The sequence below is a fragment of the uncultured Ruminococcus sp. genome, assembly GCF_934476685.1.
Lineage (GTDB): Bacteria > Bacillota > Clostridia > Oscillospirales > Ruminococcaceae > Hominimerdicola.
On sequence record NZ_CAKSNX010000006.1, the window covers coordinates 12,856 to 31,253 of the forward strand.

Below are 18,398 nucleotides of genomic sequence, written 5' to 3' on the forward strand. Positions count from 1 at the left end.
GTCTTATCTTCTCTTTTTTTGCAATTCTAGCACATACATAATTTAACAAAGGCTTATTTTTTTATATTTAATTGCCTGCTCATGTTAAACTAAACCTTAATACGGTCTTGCATTGACAAAACTTAAATAAGCACCCATTTTAAGCAACAAAAAAACGCACCCTGCGAACTTGCAAAGTGCGTAAATACGTTGGTGCGCCAGGAGGGACTCGAACCCCCGACCTACTGGTTCGTAGCCAGTCACTCTATCCAGCTGAGCTACTGGCGCACATTCAACTATAATATTATATCATTACTATGCAATATTGTCAAGCTTTTTCTTGCTCGCATATCACTTTTTACATTTTATTCACATTTACACAAGCGGCATATGGAATTTTAATGCTTAATACCTTTACTGCCGCCTGTGCTGTGAATAATTGGAAGCATACCATAATTACAGCAAACGCTTTATGGTTGTGATATTGTTATATATTGAGAATGACGCAAGGTTTGAGATAACTATGCCTGTGTATGAATTTTCTGCGTGAACTATCCTGCCGTCACCTATGTAAAGTGCAACGTGGTATATGCTTGAATATGACGAGCCGCCAAAGAAAACAACATCTCCCGGCTGAAGATTGCTGTATGAAACAGTTGTGCCGTAGCTTGCCTGTGAAGCTGCATAGTGCGGAAGAGAAATTCCTGCCTTTGCAAAGCTTATCATAATAAGTCCCGAACAATCGCAGGCACGGAAAGCCGAGCCGCCCCACACATACGCTCCCCCGACATTGCTCTTTGCATATGCTATTACAGCATTTATTTTATCCTGTCTGCTGCTGTCGCCGCCGTTATTATCCCCTCCGTTGTCAGAAGGTGAAGTTGTTGTGGTCTGCGGTTTCTGAGTAGTTTCGGGTGCTTCTGTGGCAGTCTGCTTTTTGGTAGTTGTTGTACCGTCATTATTATCTGCTTTTTTGGTAGTGGTGGTCTGCTTTTCAGTTTTCTTTGTGGTAGTCTTGCCGTCATTATCCGAATTTTTCTTTGTGGTGGTTTTGGAGGTTTCCTTTGTGGTGGTAGTTTCCGCAAGGCTAGATATCATGTCATAGTCCTCTGCAATGCTCTGTGACTGTGACTGAAGCTTATCACGTTCCGCCTCAAGGTCAACTATTTTTCCGCCCGATTCCTCTTTCATTTTCAGCAGTTCAGCCTGCTCGTCCGCAAGCTCGCTCTGCTTTTCGGCATAGTCCTGCGCCTTTGTTTTAAGCTGCTCAGACTGCTCCTCGACCTCTTTCTGTGTTTTTTCCAGCTGACGTTTTTGCTCCATAAGATTATCGAGTGCATCGCTGTCATGCTTTGCCACACGCTTAACAAGCTCCGTCCGCATAAGAATATCATAGAAATCAGAAGAATTTACCAATATGTTTTCATATGAAGCAGAGCCGCCCGCCACATACATAGCACGGACACGCTCCATAAAATCCGCTTTCGCCGCCTCGATCTCCTCGTTCTGCTTATCAAGGCTGTAACGTGAATCACGCAGCTTTGCATCTATATCCACCATCTGATCTTCCAGTTCGGCGGTCTGTTCCTCTATATTTTTTATTTTCTTTTTAAGCGCCTTATACTTATCGTTTATTGCCTCAAGATTATTATTCTCGTCGTCGATTTTGCTTTGAGCCTGAGCGATCTGTGCATCTATCTCATTCTGCTGTTTTTTCAGCTCTTCCAGCTGACTTTCGTACTGCTCCTTAGCGTCATCGGCGGAAGTCCTGAGTGCGGCATCATTTTCAGAAGCACCAAAAACGGCAAGTGCCATCAAAAAGGCAACACAAGCGGCGCATATTTTTTTCATCCCGTACAATTTACGCATAAAATCCTCCCGATTTTCACGCCCTATATTCAAGGTTTGTAACTCTTTTGTAATCATCTCAATTATACCACACTCCCCTCCCCTTGTCAACCGGTCCTAAGGCCGGACGGGCCATTACGCTACGCTCGATAAACTCGCTGTCTGCTGTGCGGACTTCTCATTTCGTGCTCGGAAGAGTCTTCCCAGACGGGGGCGTTCGGGACGCTCGGCAAGCTCACTGTCTGCTGTCAGGTTTTCTCATTTTGCGCTCGGAAGAAACCAAGATATTACTTTTACTGAAACATACTTTGATGAGGGCTTGTATTGGCTCTTTTAGGGGTTGATGAGGTCTTATGCAGGTTTTTTCTCAACGTTTGCGTAGGGGCGACCTGCGGTCGCCAGTTCCTACCAACTCCGACTTCACTACGCTCTTATCTCGCTTTTCAAATCCTGCGGTTGCCCACTTATACCGACTTTGTCAAAACCTACCGCCATTCCCAATTATCTGCATTCCCCTGCTCTCGCAAGAACAAACTTTGCAAGGTTTTATCTCGGCTTAATAAGATTTACATTTTGGTGTGGGCAACCTGCGTTTGCCTGTTTTCACCACCGCCGACTTTAATAAGATTTTATCTTTTTTTCATTTCTAACACATACATAATTTAACAAACCATTATGCCTTACAACCTTTGTATAACCTTTATGCTGTGAAAAAGGCATACAAAAAGAGGCGGTCAAAAACCGCCCCTTATACATTATAAATTTACAATAATATTCGCTCGCATTTTGTTTCTTTAAAATATAAGTGCATTGCCTACGTCTGAGAGGACATTGGCAACCGCAGGTAGTTGAGAAACAGCGGCAAGTTTAACAAAGTTCATGCGTCAAAACTGGCGACCACAGGTCGCCCCTACCTAATTATCGAACCTTGTAAAGCCTAGATAAAGCCCTCATCTAACCGAAAAGAGCAAATATAAGACCTTAACAAAGTCGGTTTAAGTAAAAGTTAGCACTCCGTTTCTTCCGAGAACTAAATGAGAAGTTCGGACAGCAGACAGCGAGCTTGCCGAGTGTCCCGAATTACCCCGTCCGGGGAGGACTCTTCCGAGCACTAAATGAAAAGACCGCACCGCAGACAGCGAGTTTACGAGCGTCCCGAACTGGCCCGTCCGGCCTTAGGACTGGTACAGGCTTGCGGGAGTTTACCCTCTGCCTGCTCGTCTGTCCCCAACCCAGAGGACAGTCTATGATTCTGTTGGCTTGTGACCAATCAATCATTTCCCTGCTCATTAAAATATAAAACTTTAGGTAATGAGCCGTCCGTCATGTGCTTTTTTGCCAGCAGACATATGCCCGCAGCTGCACACAACGTTTGATATTATACCATACTCCACTTGCCTTGTCAACAGCTTTTTTGCCATTCGGTGGTAAATATTGCATGGATAAATAAAATTATTTACCTATATGCCGATCGCCTATAAAACCTTGTCTGTAAGCTCAAAATCAACGCTGCGAAGTTTAAGTCCGCTCTGCGCAAAGAACATCTTCATGGAAATAAATCTTGAAAACATAGGTATCTCCAGCGACTTTTCTGCGACCTCACCGTTAGTTCCGCTGAAAGTGAGAGTTCCGAACGGCGTTCCTACTGAGAATATCGTGACAGGTATCTGCGCAAGTTCGCTCTGATCGGAGCTTGCCTTTACCGTTACCTTGTAAACTCCGGGCTTGTCAACTATGAGCGCAAAACTCTTGTATGTTCCCTTTTCTGAAACGTAGCCCTCCATCGGCAATTCAAGACTGCCTTTGAGATCAAAAAATTCTACACTGTCTGAGTCAACGTCCTGCTCGTCAGCAGGCTTTCCTGTTACTTCAACACTTGTGTCTTGTCCCATAATGCGCTTCATAGCGTTGGTTTCCATAAGCACACGAAGTATGTTTTCTGCGTTGCGCTGAAGTTCACTGCGGCGCAGTGTTCCGCTTTTAAGACAGCTCAGAGTGTTGTCATTATTGTTCTCACCGTCTGCACAAACCATATATACGTCATTCTGCGCAGCTGCCATTGCCGCAAGGTCTGTCTTGTCAGGCTCGCAGCCACGGCGGTTTATGTTTGCCCACCAGTCTGTCATGGTAAGTCCCTTAAAACCCCATTCATTGCGCAGTATCTGCGTGTTCAGGTCAAAACTGCCTGCCGTCCACAGTCCGTTCACCTTGCCGTATGTGGTCATGATAGTCTTTGCTCCGCCGTCCTTGACAGCAAGTTCAAAGCCTTTGAGATATATCTCCCTCAGCGCCCTTTCAGATACAACAGAATCAAGGAAATGCCTGTTGGTTTCCTGATTGTTGGCGCAGAAATGCTTTATCGTGCCTGTTACACCCGAAGAATGCATACCCTTAAGCTCCGCACAAGCCATTGTTCCTGTGAGAAAAGGATCTTCGGAGAAATATTCAAAATTACGTCCGTTGAGAGGGTGGCGGTGAATGTTCATTCCGGGACCAAGCAGACAGTCTACCTTGTTGGCTGCCATTTCAAGTCCCATATATTCAAACAGCTTTGTTACAAGCTTCTTGTTGAATGTGGAGGCTGTCATTGTTCCGTTAGGCAGGCTGAAAGCATTTGTTCCGCAGTCAAGACGCATTCCCGAAGGGCCGTCTGAACAGCAGCCGCATGGTACACCGAACTCACCGAGCCTTTTTGAAACTCCGCCGAAAGCCGCAGCCGTTCCTGCTGTGACCTTTGGACTTCCCATACCCTCGCCACGAATTATGCAGGCAAGGTCTTCGTCAGCAAGCTGTGCGGTAAATTCATCAAGAGTGTTCCTGCCCTTGACAACGTCGGCAAGCTTTATCCCCCTGTCACCGGTGTATTCAAGTTCAGCAGGCATATTCTCTTCACGGCGTTTTGCCTCATTGACCTGTGAAACAGGCACTTTTTCATATGTGACCTCGTATTTTCCGTCCTTGCATACCGCTTTCATTCTGTCAAATCCCACAACAGGAGCAAGAGCCTGTGCGTGTCTTGAGATAACGATATCCTCAGACAGCTCGAAAGAAAGTGCCTTTTTTGCACTCCTTACGTCTGTGCCAACATAGAAAACATATTCTCCCGCTTCAAGTACAAAGCAGTTTTTATTGCCCGTAACACCGCTGTCGTCATAAGATGCGATATCACTAAGGCGAACGCTTATTTTCAGAGTTTCACTTTCGCCAACAGCAAGCTTTTCTGTCTTTTCATAACCGCAAAGCACCCTTGCCGCCTTGCCAAGCTTTCCCTGCGGTGCCTGACAGTATACCTGCACAACTTCCTTGCCGCTGTATTTTCCTGTGTTTTTTACAGCCACTTCAAAGTCAGCCGTATCTCCGTTTTTCTCTGCGCTTACTGTCTTTACGTCAAAATCAGTGTATGAAAGACCATATCCAAAAGGATACATTACTCTATCCTTTGCAAAGGTTTCAAAGTACCTGTATCCCACAAAAATATCCTCGCTGTAAACATCTCTGTCCTCACTGCCGAAATTCTTGTCCGACGAATAATCATTTACATTGTATGCAATGGTATCAGGCAGTTTTCCGCAGGGAGATACCTCGCCTGTCAGAACTCTTGCCGTACCTGTTCCGCCTGTCATACCGCCCTGCCATACATAAAGCACAGCGTCAGGGTCAGCCTCATTGATATCATTCATATCGATTATATTGCCCACGTTCAGCAGCAGAACAGTCTTTTTGAAATGTCTGCACACCTTTGAAAGCATATCCTTTTCAAGCTCCGTGAGGAAATATGAACCAGCCGTAAGTCGGTTGTCCTGTTCCTCGCCTGCTGTTCTGCCGATAATAACGACCGCCGTATCACAGCTTTCAGCTATCTTTTCCGCAAGCTTTTCGTCAAGGGGCATTTCCTGCTGACACCAAGGCTCGCCGCCCCAGCCTGCTCCTTTATCGAAAGGATTTTCCTCGTCCCATTTCTTGTAGACGTTTAAAAGCTCCTCATTTACCTTTACACCGCATTCGGTCAGCCCCTCAACGATATTCGTGACCTTTGAAACGTTCACCATTCCGCCCGAACCTGTACCGCTTTTATAATAGTGCAGCTGTATCCTGCCGAAAACGGCTGTTTCGCTGTTCTTATCCAGCGGCAATGCGTTGTTTTCATTTTTCAGCATTACTATTCCCTCGGCAACTGTCTGTGCGGCAGTTTCAAGGTACTCGTTCCAGTCAAGTTTCATAGTTTTAATGTTCATACATCTCCGCCTTTCTTTTCCGACATTTCGTCTGCTTTAAGAACCGTCAGCGCAGCACAAAGGCTGATAAGGCATATCCAGCTTGCCCTTGTATTCAAAGCTTTCGTCATCACCGCTCCGAACCCTGCGCCGCATATGAATATAAGTATTATTCCGTAATACTGCAAAGCGTTTTTTAATTTCTGCTTATCTCCGCCCGATATGAACTGAAAAAGGTTATCCGTTCCGCTGCGGAGATTTCCTGTACACATTGTGGTTGCATATGGGTTTCCGTTCATTCTTCTGAAAGCCTCCACCTGCATCGCACAGGTCAGCGAAACAAGGACGTTTGCTGCGCTGTTCATACTGTCGGGGAGAAATCCCACAGCAGCTATGACGACCATTTCTATCATCAGTATCACCTGATGCCAATGGACTTTCGGATGCTCGTTGAACTTTGCTTTGAGCATCTCCACCACAAGCACGCCCAGCATAAATGACACTATCGGTATAAGATAGGTCAGCGCTCTGAGAAAATTTCCTTCGGAGAGGTTAAGTCCGAAAAGGACGATATTTCCCGTCTGCGCATTCGCAAAAACTCCGTCCCTGCTGATATAGGTGTACGCATCGAGAAATCCTCCCGAAAATGCCAGCAGAGCGCCCACACCGTAAAATTCAGCTATATGTCTGCCGTTGTGCATATTCAGTCCTCCCTGAGAGGCTGGATATTGCTGAGGTCATACGGCGTTCTCTGATATACGCAATAGTTCAGCCAGTTTGAATAGAGCAGGTTCGCCGAACAGCTCCAGTTGAAAACAGGTGTTTTGGATGGGTCATCGTCTGGGAAATAATTGTATGGGAGCTGTATATCCAGTCCCTTTTCCTTATCCCTGAAATACTCTCCTGCAAGAGTTTCCCTGTCATACTCCCAATGTCCGAAAAGGAAATACTGTCTTTCCGCCTTGTCACACACAAGATGTACGCCCGCCTCGTTGGACAGCGCAACGATAGTCAGCTGAGGAACTTTCTCTATATCCTCCTGCCTTACTTCGGTGTGTCTTGAATGAGGACAATGGAAAACATCTCCAAAGCCTTTGAGTATCATACTTTCGGGAACGTCTATATGATGCTTGAAATTGCCGAACATTTTCTGATCCAGCATATGCTTTGGTATACCATAATGGTAGTACAGACCTGCCTGCGCACCCCAGCAGATATGGATAGTCGAAAACACATTCGTCTTGCTCCATTCCATTACTCTGCAAAGCTCGTCCCAGTAGTCCACCTCTTCAAATTCCAGCTGTTCAACAGGCGCACCTGTGATAATAAGTCCGTCATAGCGGTTATCCTTCACCTCGTCAAAGGTCTTGTAAAAGGCGAGCATATGCTCCTGCGAAGTATTCTTTGAGGTATGGCTGCTCATCTGGATAAGGTCGATATCCACATGGAGCGGAGTGTTGCTGAGCAGTCTGAGCAGCTGAGTTTCAGTAGTTATTTTATCGGGCATCAGGTTAAGTATGGCTATTTTCAGAGCACGGATATCCTGATGAGCCGCTCTGTCATCGGGTATAACAAATATACGTTCTTTCTCCAGCGTTCTGAACGCAGGGAGATCGTTTGGTATTTTAATAGGCAAAACTTTTCCCACCTTTTGATAATACTATATTATTATTCTAAAACATTATTGTATCATATTTTTATTTTTAATTCAACGTCCGAAAAATTATTTCACAATTTATTTAACTTTCGACATATTTCACAGATACAGGGAAATATGGTACTGCCGACAGGTGGTTCTGTTTAACAAAAAAGTGCGAAAATATACTTGACCTGAACACAAAATAGTAGTAAAATAAATGTATGAGATTTATATTGAAAGGATATGTTAAAAATGGCTGAATTTATTGTAGAAACATCTGCCAGACATGTACACGTTACTAAGGAAACACTTGAGACCCTCTTTGGCGCAGGTCACGAACTTACAAAGAAGAAGGATCTTTCACAGCCTGGACAGTTCGCTTGTGAGGAAAGAGTTACTGTTGTGGGACCTAAGAAGGAACTTGCAAACGTATCTATTCTCGGACCATGCCGTCCTGCTGACCAGATCGAGCTTTCAGCTACTGACGCAAGATCTATCGGAATTGCCGCTCCTATCAGAGAGTCAGGCGATGTTGCAGGCTCAGGTGCTTGCAAGCTTGTAGGACCTTGCGGTGAGGTAGAAGTCAAGGAAGGTGTTATCGTAGCAAAAAGACACATTCACATGACACCTGCTGACGCAGAAGCTTTCGGTGTATCAAACGGCGAGATCGTTGCTGTTAAGATCGAGTCACCTGAGAGAACAGCAATCCTCTGCGACACAGTTATTCGTGTAAGCGAAAAGTACGCTCTTGCAATGCACATTGACACAGACGAGTCAAACGCAGTAGGCGCAGGCAGAGATCAGAAAGGCACAATCATAAAGCTCTAGTCCTCGCCGGACGGGCGACCTCACCGGTCGGGGTCGTTCGGGACGCTCGTAAACTCGCTGTCGGCGGTGCGGACTTCTCATTTAGTTCTCGGAAGAAACGGAGATATGACTTTTACTTAAACTTACTTTGATAAGGTCTTATATTTGCTCTTTTCGGTTAGATGAGGGCTTTATCTAGGCTTTCCAAGGTTCGATAATTAGTTAGGGGCGACCTGCGGTCGCCAGTTTTGACGCATGAACTTTGTTAAACTTGCCGCCGTTTCTCAACTACCTGCGGTTGCCAATGTCCTCGTGCGGACGGCTCAGTTCGGGACGCTCGGAAGAAACAATATGCGAGCGAATATTATTGTAATTTTATAATGTGTAAGGGGCGGTTTATGACCGCCTCTTTTTGTATGCCTTTTCACAGCATACAGGCTATACAAAGGTTGTAAGGCATAATGGTTTGTTAAATTATGTATGTGCTGTAATTATCAAAAAAGGAAGATAAGACCTCATTAAAGTCGGCGATGGTAAAAAAAGGCGAACTCAGGTTCCCACACCAAAACGATAAATTTTATTAAGCCGAGATAAGACTGTGACAAAGTTTGTTCTTGTGAGAGCAGGTAAATTAAGGTAAGTAGGAATAGTTTCAAGTTTTAGCGAAGTTGGTATAAGCTGGCAACCGCAGGATTTGAAAAGCGAGATAAGAGTTTAGTGAAATCAGAGTTGGTAAGAATAGGCGAATTAAGATAATTGGGAATAGCGTTAGGTTTTAACAAAGTTGGTATAAGCGGGCGACCGCAGGATTTGAAAAGCGAGATAAGAGCGTAGTGAAGTCGGAGTTGGTAGGAACTGGCGACCACAGGTCGCCCCTACGCAAACGTTGAGAAAAAATCCACATTAGACCTCATCAAACCTAAAAAGAGCCATTACAAGACCTCATCAAAGTATGTTTCAGTAAAAGATATATCTTAGTTTCTTCCGAGAACTAAATGAGAAGTTCGGACAGCAGACAGCGAGTTTACGAGTGTCCCGAATTACCCCGTCTGGGAAGACCTATTGACAAAGGGAGGGGAAAAGGGTATAATTAGGGTAGCCGTTTGGCAAAAAAATTATAGGGAGAATTGAATATGAAAAGAATTGTATCAGTCTACATCGTAGCTATGCTTATTGGGCTTTTTATGGTCATAACCAGCATAGGCGATTGCATGAACCTCGTGAAAAATGAACCTGCGGAATTTTCAACAAAAACGCTTGAAAATTTCAAAGAGGGTGAAATGGTGGAGGGCAATGTCCAGTATGTTTTCGACGTCGTTGCTACTCTTGAAACGAGCAAAACTATGTACGGAGTGCCTTACCACAAGGAAGAAACACCATACTATCTTGTTATGGTAACAGACAAAGATGACATTATTCAGGGGTATGTCGTTATGCATATAACGAACAAGAATAATATCACACAGTTTGATAAACTTTCTCTCAGCACATACAAACTGATGACTGACGAGAATTACAATGGCGATCTTCCTGATCCTGTAAAGGTTCAGACAAAGACTCAGGAAATGCCGAAAGATCTGAAAAAGTGTGTTTATGACTACTTTGCAGACGGCGGAATGAGCAAGTCTGAATGTGATGAGCTGGTTTCAAACTATGTTCTTGAGCAGAAGAATTTTGAAACCCTTAAGAAAATGCCTATATACGGCGCAGCAATAATGATCGTTGCAACCGTTATATTCCTCATCATACTGTTTGCAGTAAAGGGCAGAAAAAAGAAGGTTTATGTAAACGAAATTCCTAACTTCAACGCTGCTAACCCTGATTTCAATGCTACTAACAACGGAAACAATTATTACAGCGCACCTCAGAACGCAGCCAGCACAAGCCGTTACGGAGATGCTTACAAGGAAATAAACAAAGGCGTCAACTCCGACGACTTCCTCTCCTAGTCCTCGCCGGACGGGGTCGTTCGGGACGCTCGTAAACTCGCTGTCGACGGTGTGGTCTTTTACTTTTGCGCTCGGAAGAAACGAAGATATGGCTTTTACTAAAACCGACTATGCTAGGGTCTTATCTTGGCTCTTTTTAGGTTTAATAAGGTCTAATGTAGATTTTTTCTCAAAGTTAGCGTAGGGGCGACCTGTGGTCGCCAGTGTCCTATCAGACGTAGGCAATGCATTTATATTTTGAAGAAACAAAATGCGAGCAAATATTATTGTAAATTTATAATGTGTAAGGGGCGGTTTATGACCGCCTCTTTTTGTATGCCTTTTCACAGCATACAGGCTATACAAAGGTTGTAAGGCATAATGATTTGTTAAATTTATATGTACTAAAATTGAAAAAAAGAAAGATAAATCTTATTAAAGTCGGTGGTGAACATAGGCGAACGCAGGTCGCCCACACCAAAACGATAAATCTTATTAAGCCGAGATAAAACCTTGCAAAGTTTGGTCTTGTGAGAGCAGGTAATTGGAAATGGCAGTAGGTATAGGAAAGCTGAGATTGGTGAGAACAGGAAAATGTGGGTAAGTAGGAATAGTTTCCAGTTTTAGCAAAGTTGGTATAAGTGGGCAATCAAAGGTAATTTGAAAATTGCAGTAGGTATAGGAAAGTTAGGATTGATATACGCAGGCGACCACAGGTCGCCCCTACGGAAAACGTTGAGGAAAAATCCAAAATAGACCGCATCAAAGTGGGTTTTAGTAAAAGATATATCTTGGTTTCTTCCGAGCGCAAAGTAACAGCCCCGACAGCAGACAGCGAGCTTGTCGAGTGTCCCGAATTACCCCGTCCGGCGAGGACTCTTCCGAGCGCAAAAGTAAAAGACCACACCGCGGACAGCGAGTTTACGAGCGTCCCGAACTGAGCCGTCCGCCCGAGGACAAAGGACTTGCAAAATTCAAAAAAATAAGTTATAATATATAGTAACGGATTACCGTAAATTTTTATTGATAGGAGATTTTTAAAATGAAGATACTTGATACTATCGGTTTTGTTGAAAATGTCGATAATGAAGTCGGCGCAGCTATGAATACTGAGCTTGCAAGACAGAGAAGAAACCTCGAGCTTATCGCAAGCGAAAATATCGTTTCACCTGCTGTTATGGCTGCTATGGGTACTGTTCTTACTAATAAGTACGCTGAAGGCTACCCTGGAAAGAGATATTACGGCGGATGCGAGTGCGTTGACGTTGTCGAAAATATCGCTATCGAAAGAGCCTGCAAGCTTTTCGGCGCAAAGTATGCAAATGTTCAGCCACATTCAGGCGCACAGGCTAATACTGCCGTTTACTTTGCTCTCCTTAACCCTGGCGATACTGTTATGGGTATGAACCTCGCCGAGGGCGGTCACCTTACACATGGCTCACCTGTAAACCTCTCAGGTAAATATTTCAACTTCATTTCATATGGTCTTAACGACGAAGGCTTCCTCGATTATGACGCACTTGAAAAGAAGGCTCTTGAGGCTAAGCCAAAGCTTATCGTTGCAGGCGCATCAGCTTATCCGAGAGTAATTGATTTCGAGAGAATTTCAAAGATAGCTAAGTCTGTCGGCGCATACTTAATGGTAGATATGGCGCATATCGCAGGACTTGTTGCCGCCGGTCTGCACCCATCACCTGTTCCGTATGCTGATATCGTTACAACTACAACTCACAAGACTCTCAGAGGTCCAAGAGGCGGTCTTATCCTTACAAATGATGAGGAGCTTGCTAAGAAGATCAATAAGGCTATCTTCCCAGGAACACAGGGCGGTCCGCTTATGCACATCATTGCTGCAAAGGCAGTTTGCTTCGGCGAGGCTCTTAAGCCTGAGTTCAAGGCTTATGCTGAGCAGGTAGTAAAGAACGCACAGGCTCTTGCAAAGGGACTTCTCGACAGAGGATTCAACCTTGTTTCAGGCGGCACAGACAACCACCTTATGCTTGTTGACCTCAGACCTTTCAGCATCACAGGCAAGGAGCTTGAAAAGAAGCTTGACGAGGTGTACATAACTGTAAACAAGAACGCTATCCCTAACGATCCTGAAAAGCCGTTCGTTACCAGCGGCGTTAGAATCGGTACTCCTGCCGTTACAACAAGAGGACTTGTTGAAGAGGATATGGACGTTATCGCTGAGTGTATCTACCTTACTGCATCTGACTTTGACAACAAGTCTGATGAGATCAGAGCAAAGGTAACTGCTATCTGCGAAAAGTATCCGCTTTACGAATAATTCAGTAAACAGAATTTATTCTATAACATTAAAAGCTGCCAGCATTTTTGCTGACAGCTTTTTTTTAGTCTATTAAGCTTATTTATAATCTTGATTTGAAGTCCTCATAGCCGAAACGCTTAACAAGCTCTACCTTTCCGTCAAGCTTTTCAAGGTAAATAGACGGCAGCGGCATTCCGTTGAACGTGTTGTTCTTGCACATTGAATATATCGCCATGTCGCAGAACACAAGCCTGTCCCCTGCCGAAAGCGGCTGATCGAATGAATAATCTCCGATTATATCTCCCGCAAGACAGGTCGGACCGCCAAGTCTATAAGTGTACGCCTTTTCATTCGGCATACCTGCTCCGATCACCTCAGGTCGGTATGGCATTTCAAGTACATCTGGCATATGACAAGCCGCAGAAGTGTCGGTTATAGCTATGTCGATACCGTTTTTTGAGGTTTCAAGCACCTCCGTCACAAGCCAGCCTGCGTTGAGCGCAGCAGCCTCACCGGGTTCAAGATAGACTTGAATATCATACTTCTCTTTAAGGTATGTGACAGTTTCGCAAAGCAGATCAATATTATATCCAGACTTTGTTATGTGGTGTCCGCCGCCGAGATTTATCCATTTCATATCGTAAAGATACTTTCCGAACTTCTCCTCGATATGCGGCACTGTCCTTGCAAGAACTTCCGCACCCTGCTCGCACATGGTGTGAAAATGCAGTCCGTCTATGCCCTCCAGCTCGTCCTCCTCAAAATTTTCAAGAGTTGTGCCGAGCCTTGAACCTGTAAAGCAAGGGTTATATATGTCCGTTTCGATCTCCGAATACTCCGGATTGCAGCGTATCCCGCAGGATATCTTACGTCCGCAGTTTTTTACAAGACTGCGGTATTTTTTCCACTGTGAAAAGCTGTTGAATACAATATGGTCGCATATGGTCACAAGCTCTTCCATTTCAGCCTGCCTGTATGCAGGATTGAAAACATGGACTTCTCCATTAAACTCTTCCCTGCCCAGTCTTGCCTCAAATATTCCGCTGGCAGTAGTTCCGCAAAGGTGCTTTTCAAGGAGCGGATATGTGCTGTACATCGAAAAAGCTTTCTGCGCAAGCAGTATCTTACAGCCTGTACGCTCCATGACCTTATCCATTATCTCCATATTCTCCAGCAGCTTTTTCTCGCTCACAAGATAGCAGGGTGTTTCCAGTGAATTTACGTCTGCTGAAAAATGATCTTTATAGTTACTGTTAAACAAGATTTTCCTCTCCATGCTGAAACTCTATTTTGAGCTTTTTGTTCACCATACGGCAGTCCATTATAACGCTTATCATCTTCTTTGCGAACTTTCTTCTGTCCTCAGTGATATCGTCATAATCGTGAACTATTATCTCCAGCGGCTCTTTGAATTCGCTCACCGCATCATAAAGCTCATCTTCGTTCTTTATGCCGTCAGCGCCCAAACCGAGGCTCTGTCCCATAAATACGAAAAAGGTTTCGTCAGTTCTGAACTGAACGTCATCTATCATTACCAGCAATTTTACCTCTCCTTTTTATTATCAGTCTTATCAGTCAAAAACAAGCTTTTTCTTGCCGTTTTTGTTCTTAGGATACTCCCTTATCCTGATGATATTGTCGATATTCACAATGCTCTCATTGCTGCCGTCGTCCTGAGATATCTTTACCCAGCCTTCGCCTATCTCTTCCAGAACACAGTCTATCGCAGCCTGCACAGATCCTCCCGATGAGATCGTATATACAAGAACATCTTTATAAAGAAATCTTTCAAATGCCTGTTCTATTGTCATTTATATTTCCTCCGTTCTCTCCCCTGTCGGAATGGTATTAGTCAACCAGTACAGGATCAAAATTCTCTGTCCAAGGCAGTCCCCACTTGTTGAGTGCGTCCATGAACGGATCCGGATCAAACTCCTCGATATTATAAACTCCAGGCTTCTTCCACTTTCCTGTCAGTATCATCATTGCGCCGATCATTGCGGGTACGCCTGTTGTATAGGAGATAGCCTGTGAGCCGACTTCCTTATAGCACTCCTGATGATCGCAGACATTGTAAACGTAGTAGGTCTTATCCTTACCGTCCTTCTTGCCCTGGAAGATACAGCCGATATTTGTCTTGCCCTTTGTTCTCGGACCGAGTGACGCAGGATCAGGCAGAACAGCCTTGAGGAACTGGAGCGGAACTATCTTCTTGCCCTCAAAGTCGATAGGCTCGATAGATGTCATACCTACGTTTTCAAGGCACTTTAGGTGTGTAAGATAGCTCTGACCGAATGTCATAAAGAAACGTATTCTCTTTATGCCCTTGATATTGAGTGCAAGAGATTCAAGCTCTTCGTGGTGGAGAAGATACATATCCTTTTCGCCCACCTGATCGAAATTGTAAACTCTCTTTATCTCCATAGGCTCTGTTTCTACCCACTTGCCGTCCTGAATATAAGAACCCTTTGCAGATACTTCTCTTATATTTATCTCAGGGTTGAAGTTTGTTGCGAAAGGATATCCGTGGTCGCCGCCGTTGCAGTCGAGGATATCTATATAGTTTATCTCGTCAAAATAATGCTTCTGAGCGTAAGCGCAGAACACGCCTGTTACACCTGGGTCAAATCCCGAACCGAGGAGTGCAGTTATGCCTGCCTTTTCAAATCTCTCACGATATGCCCACTGCCACTTGTACTCAAACTTTGCTGTATCCTCCGGCTCGTAGTTTGCAGTATCAACATAGTCCACCTTACATTCAAGGCAAGCGTCCATAATATGAAGGTCCTGATAAGGAAGAGCAACATTTATGCATATATCAGGCTTATATTCCTTCATAAGCGCAACAAGCTCAGCCACATTGTCAGCGTCTACCTGTGCGGTAGTGATATTGGTCTTTGTCTTATCCTGAAGCTCCTCTTTGAACTTATCGCACTTTGACTTTGTTCTGCTGGCGATACAGATATCTGTAAATACCTCGCTGTTCTGACAGCACTTATGGATAACAACACCTGCTACTCCGCCTGCACCAATTATTAAAGTTCTTGACATTTTTCAACATTCCTTTCTGAAATAATTATCAGTAACAATCCCAATTATATATAACATCACTAAAATCAAGATTTTTTAGTTTTTCCTTGTTTATAAAAAATCCGCAGACACCCGAATCTCCCCACATAATTTTATCATTGCCTTTGCCGTAATCGCTGTCCAGCTGTAAAATCAGGAAATCGTGTTCCGTATCCTCAGCACGGGGGTCATACTGGGTAAATGCAGGATAACCGCCTATCTTATGACCAAATGCGTACTCATTAGGCTTTTCATATTCCGGAACTTCGTCTGCAACATCAATATACAGATCGTTTAATGAACCTATATTCTCAGGCGGCTGACATTCATTATAGCTTTCGCAGAACAGCTTTTTAAACCTCACATCATAGTCGCTCATAATGTCAGTGTTCTGAGTAAACTTCACACCAAATTCGCCGAACACAGGCATACTGTTTACATCGTCAAATTCATTTTTCTTGAATTTAGCCTTGACTTCTTCCTCTGTAACGGTCTTGTCGATATCCTTATGATAAACTATTCTGAACGTGTCCTGACAGGTATTGTCATTAAACGACATTCCGTAAACATCATCGTTTAATATCCAAAACTGCAAAAGTCCGCTTTCGGGAAAATCTTCGATAGCCGCCTGCGAACAATCTATCTGCGCAAGAAGTCTTAACTGCCTGCCCTTTTTATCTTCGGGAATAATTCCGTTGTGGGGAACATAACCCATTCCGCCGACCTTGCTTTCAAACAGCGTTGGCTTATCCTCCGTAAGTTCAAGCCTTGTGCATAGCGTTTCCGTCTTTTTCATTACTGCTTTAACAGCTCTCTTTGCAGCCTCTATCTCAGCCAAATTGTCATTCACAATGTTTGTATCTGCCGCTTTCATAGCTGTATCAGTATTTTTCTTCTTAAAAATATCAAACAACCCCATGATTTTCCCCTTCTTTATTTATAAAAATACAGCAGTATCTCCCTCAGTATCTTGCAGGCAAATGCAGTTGATCTTCCAGTCTGATCGTATACAGGTGAAAGCTCGTTCACATCAAAGCCGACTATATTCAGCTTTGATACCTCCCTTACAGCACCCAGAAGATCGTTAAAGCTTACTCCGCCAGCCTCAGGAGTTCCCGTTCCCGGAAACTCAGAGGGATCGACAACATCGAGGTCGAGAGTAAAGTAAACAGGCTTCTGTCCGATTTTCTGTACCTGTTCAGCAAGGGTATCAAAATTGAACTTGTTCATATATGTGTGCTGCTGTGCAAACTTAAACTCTTCCCTGTCGCCGCTCCTGATGCCGAACTGAAATATCCTGCCGTCGCCCACGATATCCCAACACCTGTGCAGAACGCAGGCATGAGAATTTTTCACGCCAAGATAATCGTCACGAAGATCTGCGTGAGCGTCAAAATGAACTATGTGAAGATCATCATACTTCTTTGCCGCCGCTCTTACCGCGCCAAGGGTAACAAGATGCTCTCCGCCTATCATACAAGGTATCTTCCCATCGGAAAGGATAGTTTCCGCTCTGCTTTCGATATCTTCAAGGGCTCTGTCGGGATTGCCGAAAGGCAGCTCAAGATCTCCGCTGTCGAACACATTCACATCAAGCAGATCCTTGTCCTGATATGGTGAATATGTTTCTATACCAAAGCTCTCGCTCCTCATTGCCTGACTGGCGAACCTTGTTCCGGGTCTGAAAGAGGTCGTGCTGTCATACGGCGCACCAAAAAGAACTATCTTAGCGTCCTCATATTCACAGTCACAGCCGATAAATGTTGAAACGTTCTTATCTAGCATCTTCCAGCACCTCCAGTACATAATTCGGCAGAGCAAAGCAGCCTTTGTGCAGCTCGGTATTGTAATACTTTGTTTTTATCCCCAGACTGTTCCACTTCTCCGCTTTAAGGTCGTAAACAGGGTGAAGATTTTTTGACGCAAAACCGAAAAGCCAATGTCCCGACGGATAAGTCGGTATATGCGCCTGATATACCATTGACACAGGGAAGCTTGCGCCTATCCTCCTGTGAGTTCTCTGCACCATATCCACATATGAATCATAGTATGTGCTTTCGTGCTGATTGATAAGTATGCCGTCATCTGTCAGCGCCTTGAAACAGTTGCCGTAAAACTCCTTAGTGAAAAGACCCTCACCGGGACCGAATGGATCGGTAGAGTCAACTATTATAAGGTCATACTCATTATGCTTTCTTCTTACATATTTCAAGCCGTCCTCGAAGTACAGATGCACCCTCGGATCGTCAAATTTGCAGGCCGTCTGCGGCAGAAATTCCTTGCAGACCTTTACGACCTGCTCATCTATCTCCACCATATCAATATTTTCTATATTATCGTATCTTGTAAGCTCTCTTATGGTGCCGCCGTCGCCTGCTCCGATAACAAGGACGTTCTTTATATCGGGATTCACCGCCATAGGCACAGCGGTCACCATTTCGTGATAAATATACTCGTCCTTTTCCGTCAGCATTATAAAGCCGTCCAGCACAAGCACCCTGCCGAATTCATAGGTATCAAAAACATCTATCTGCTGATAGTAGCTTTTGTCCGAATAAAGCTGGGTCTTGACCTTTATTGTAAAATTCACATCATCAGTGTGCTTTTCCGTAAACCATAAATCCATTTCATCGACCTCCCGA

14 protein-coding genes and 1 tRNA gene are annotated in these 18,398 nt (G+C 44.3%); 3 read left to right on the plus strand and 12 right to left on the minus strand.

The features are described from left to right. Positions 1–190 precede the first annotated feature (190 nt). The 5 genes from Q0E19_RS07480 to metA form a co-directional block, all read right to left on the minus strand. Positions 191–267 (minus strand) — tRNA-Arg (locus tag Q0E19_RS07480). A 168-nt stretch (positions 268–435) separates the two neighbouring features. After that, positions 436–1,830 carry a C40 family peptidase gene (locus Q0E19_RS07485; RefSeq protein WP_294408689.1) on the minus strand — a complete coding sequence of 465 codons (1,395 nt, stop codon included), beginning with the start codon at positions 1,828–1,830 and terminating at the stop codon, positions 436–438. Between the two features lie 1,472 nt (positions 1,831–3,302). After that, entirely contained in the window at positions 3,303–6,062 is a 2,760-nt protein-coding gene (locus Q0E19_RS07490) for a glycoside hydrolase family 3 protein (protein WP_294408553.1), read from the minus strand. Continuing rightward, a complete protein-coding gene (locus Q0E19_RS07495) occupies positions 6,059–6,742 on the minus strand; it encodes a YoaK family protein (RefSeq protein ID WP_294408554.1) in 684 nt (227 codons plus the stop codon). The genes Q0E19_RS07490 and Q0E19_RS07495 overlap by 4 nt, the downstream gene beginning before the upstream one ends. A gap of 2 nt (positions 6,743–6,744) precedes the next feature. After that, complete coding sequence (gene metA / locus Q0E19_RS07500; protein ID WP_294408555.1) at positions 6,745–7,677, minus strand: homoserine O-succinyltransferase; 933 nt, start codon at positions 7,675–7,677, stop codon at positions 6,745–6,747. A 255-nt stretch (positions 7,678–7,932) separates the two neighbouring features. On the opposite strand from metA, the gene Q0E19_RS07505 reads away from it, so the two are divergent. The 3 genes from Q0E19_RS07505 to glyA all read left to right on the plus strand — a co-directional run bounded on the left by Q0E19_RS07505 (position 7,933) and on the right by glyA (position 12,705). Then, the gene (locus Q0E19_RS07505) at positions 7,933–8,508 is read left to right on the plus strand and encodes a phosphate propanoyltransferase (protein ID WP_294408556.1); all 576 of its coding nucleotides are present in this window, start codon (positions 7,933–7,935) and stop codon (positions 8,506–8,508) included. A 1,112-nt stretch (positions 8,509–9,620) separates the two neighbouring features. Beyond that, entirely contained in the window at positions 9,621–10,436 is an 816-nt protein-coding gene (locus Q0E19_RS07510; RefSeq protein ID WP_294408557.1) for a DUF6709 family protein, read from the plus strand. A 1,021-nt stretch (positions 10,437–11,457) separates the two neighbouring features. Beyond that, on the plus strand, positions 11,458–12,705 hold the full coding sequence (glyA, locus tag Q0E19_RS07515; protein WP_294408559.1) for a serine hydroxymethyltransferase: 1,248 nt from the start codon (positions 11,458–11,460) through the stop codon (positions 12,703–12,705). 82 nt (positions 12,706–12,787) lie between these two features. Here glyA and nspC read toward each other — a convergent pair whose 3' ends face one another. From nspC to speE, 7 genes are read right to left on the minus strand one after another with little or no spacing between them, the layout of a single operon-like run. Beyond that, complete coding sequence (gene nspC / locus Q0E19_RS07520) at positions 12,788–13,948, minus strand: carboxynorspermidine decarboxylase (protein WP_294408560.1); 1,161 nt, start codon at positions 13,946–13,948, stop codon at positions 12,788–12,790. Further along, positions 13,941–14,228: a hypothetical protein gene (locus Q0E19_RS07525; RefSeq protein ID WP_294408562.1), complete on the minus strand. Its 288-nt coding sequence runs from the start codon at positions 14,226–14,228 to the stop codon at positions 13,941–13,943. The genes nspC and Q0E19_RS07525 overlap by 8 nt, the downstream gene beginning before the upstream one ends. 30 nt (positions 14,229–14,258) lie before the next feature. Further along, a complete protein-coding gene (locus Q0E19_RS07530) occupies positions 14,259–14,498 on the minus strand; it encodes a hypothetical protein (RefSeq protein ID WP_294408564.1) in 240 nt (79 codons plus the stop codon). Between the two features lie 37 nt (positions 14,499–14,535). Next, on the minus strand, positions 14,536–15,738 hold the full coding sequence (locus tag Q0E19_RS07535) for a saccharopine dehydrogenase family protein (RefSeq protein WP_294408565.1): 1,203 nt from the start codon (positions 15,736–15,738) through the stop codon (positions 14,536–14,538). Positions 15,739–15,766: 28 nt separating this feature from the next. Further along, positions 15,767–16,675 (minus strand): DUF1963 domain-containing protein, encoded by a 909-nt coding sequence (locus Q0E19_RS07540; RefSeq protein ID WP_294408567.1) that lies wholly within the window; start codon positions 16,673–16,675, stop codon positions 15,767–15,769. Between the two features lie 14 nt (positions 16,676–16,689). Then, the gene (gene speB, locus Q0E19_RS07545; protein WP_294408569.1) at positions 16,690–17,541 is read right to left on the minus strand and encodes an agmatinase; all 852 of its coding nucleotides are present in this window, start codon (positions 17,539–17,541) and stop codon (positions 16,690–16,692) included. Continuing rightward, the gene (gene speE / locus Q0E19_RS07550; RefSeq protein ID WP_294408570.1) at positions 17,531–18,382 is read right to left on the minus strand and encodes a polyamine aminopropyltransferase; all 852 of its coding nucleotides are present in this window, start codon (positions 18,380–18,382) and stop codon (positions 17,531–17,533) included. The genes speB and speE overlap by 11 nt, the downstream gene beginning before the upstream one ends. Positions 18,383–18,398: the final 16 nt, after the last annotated feature.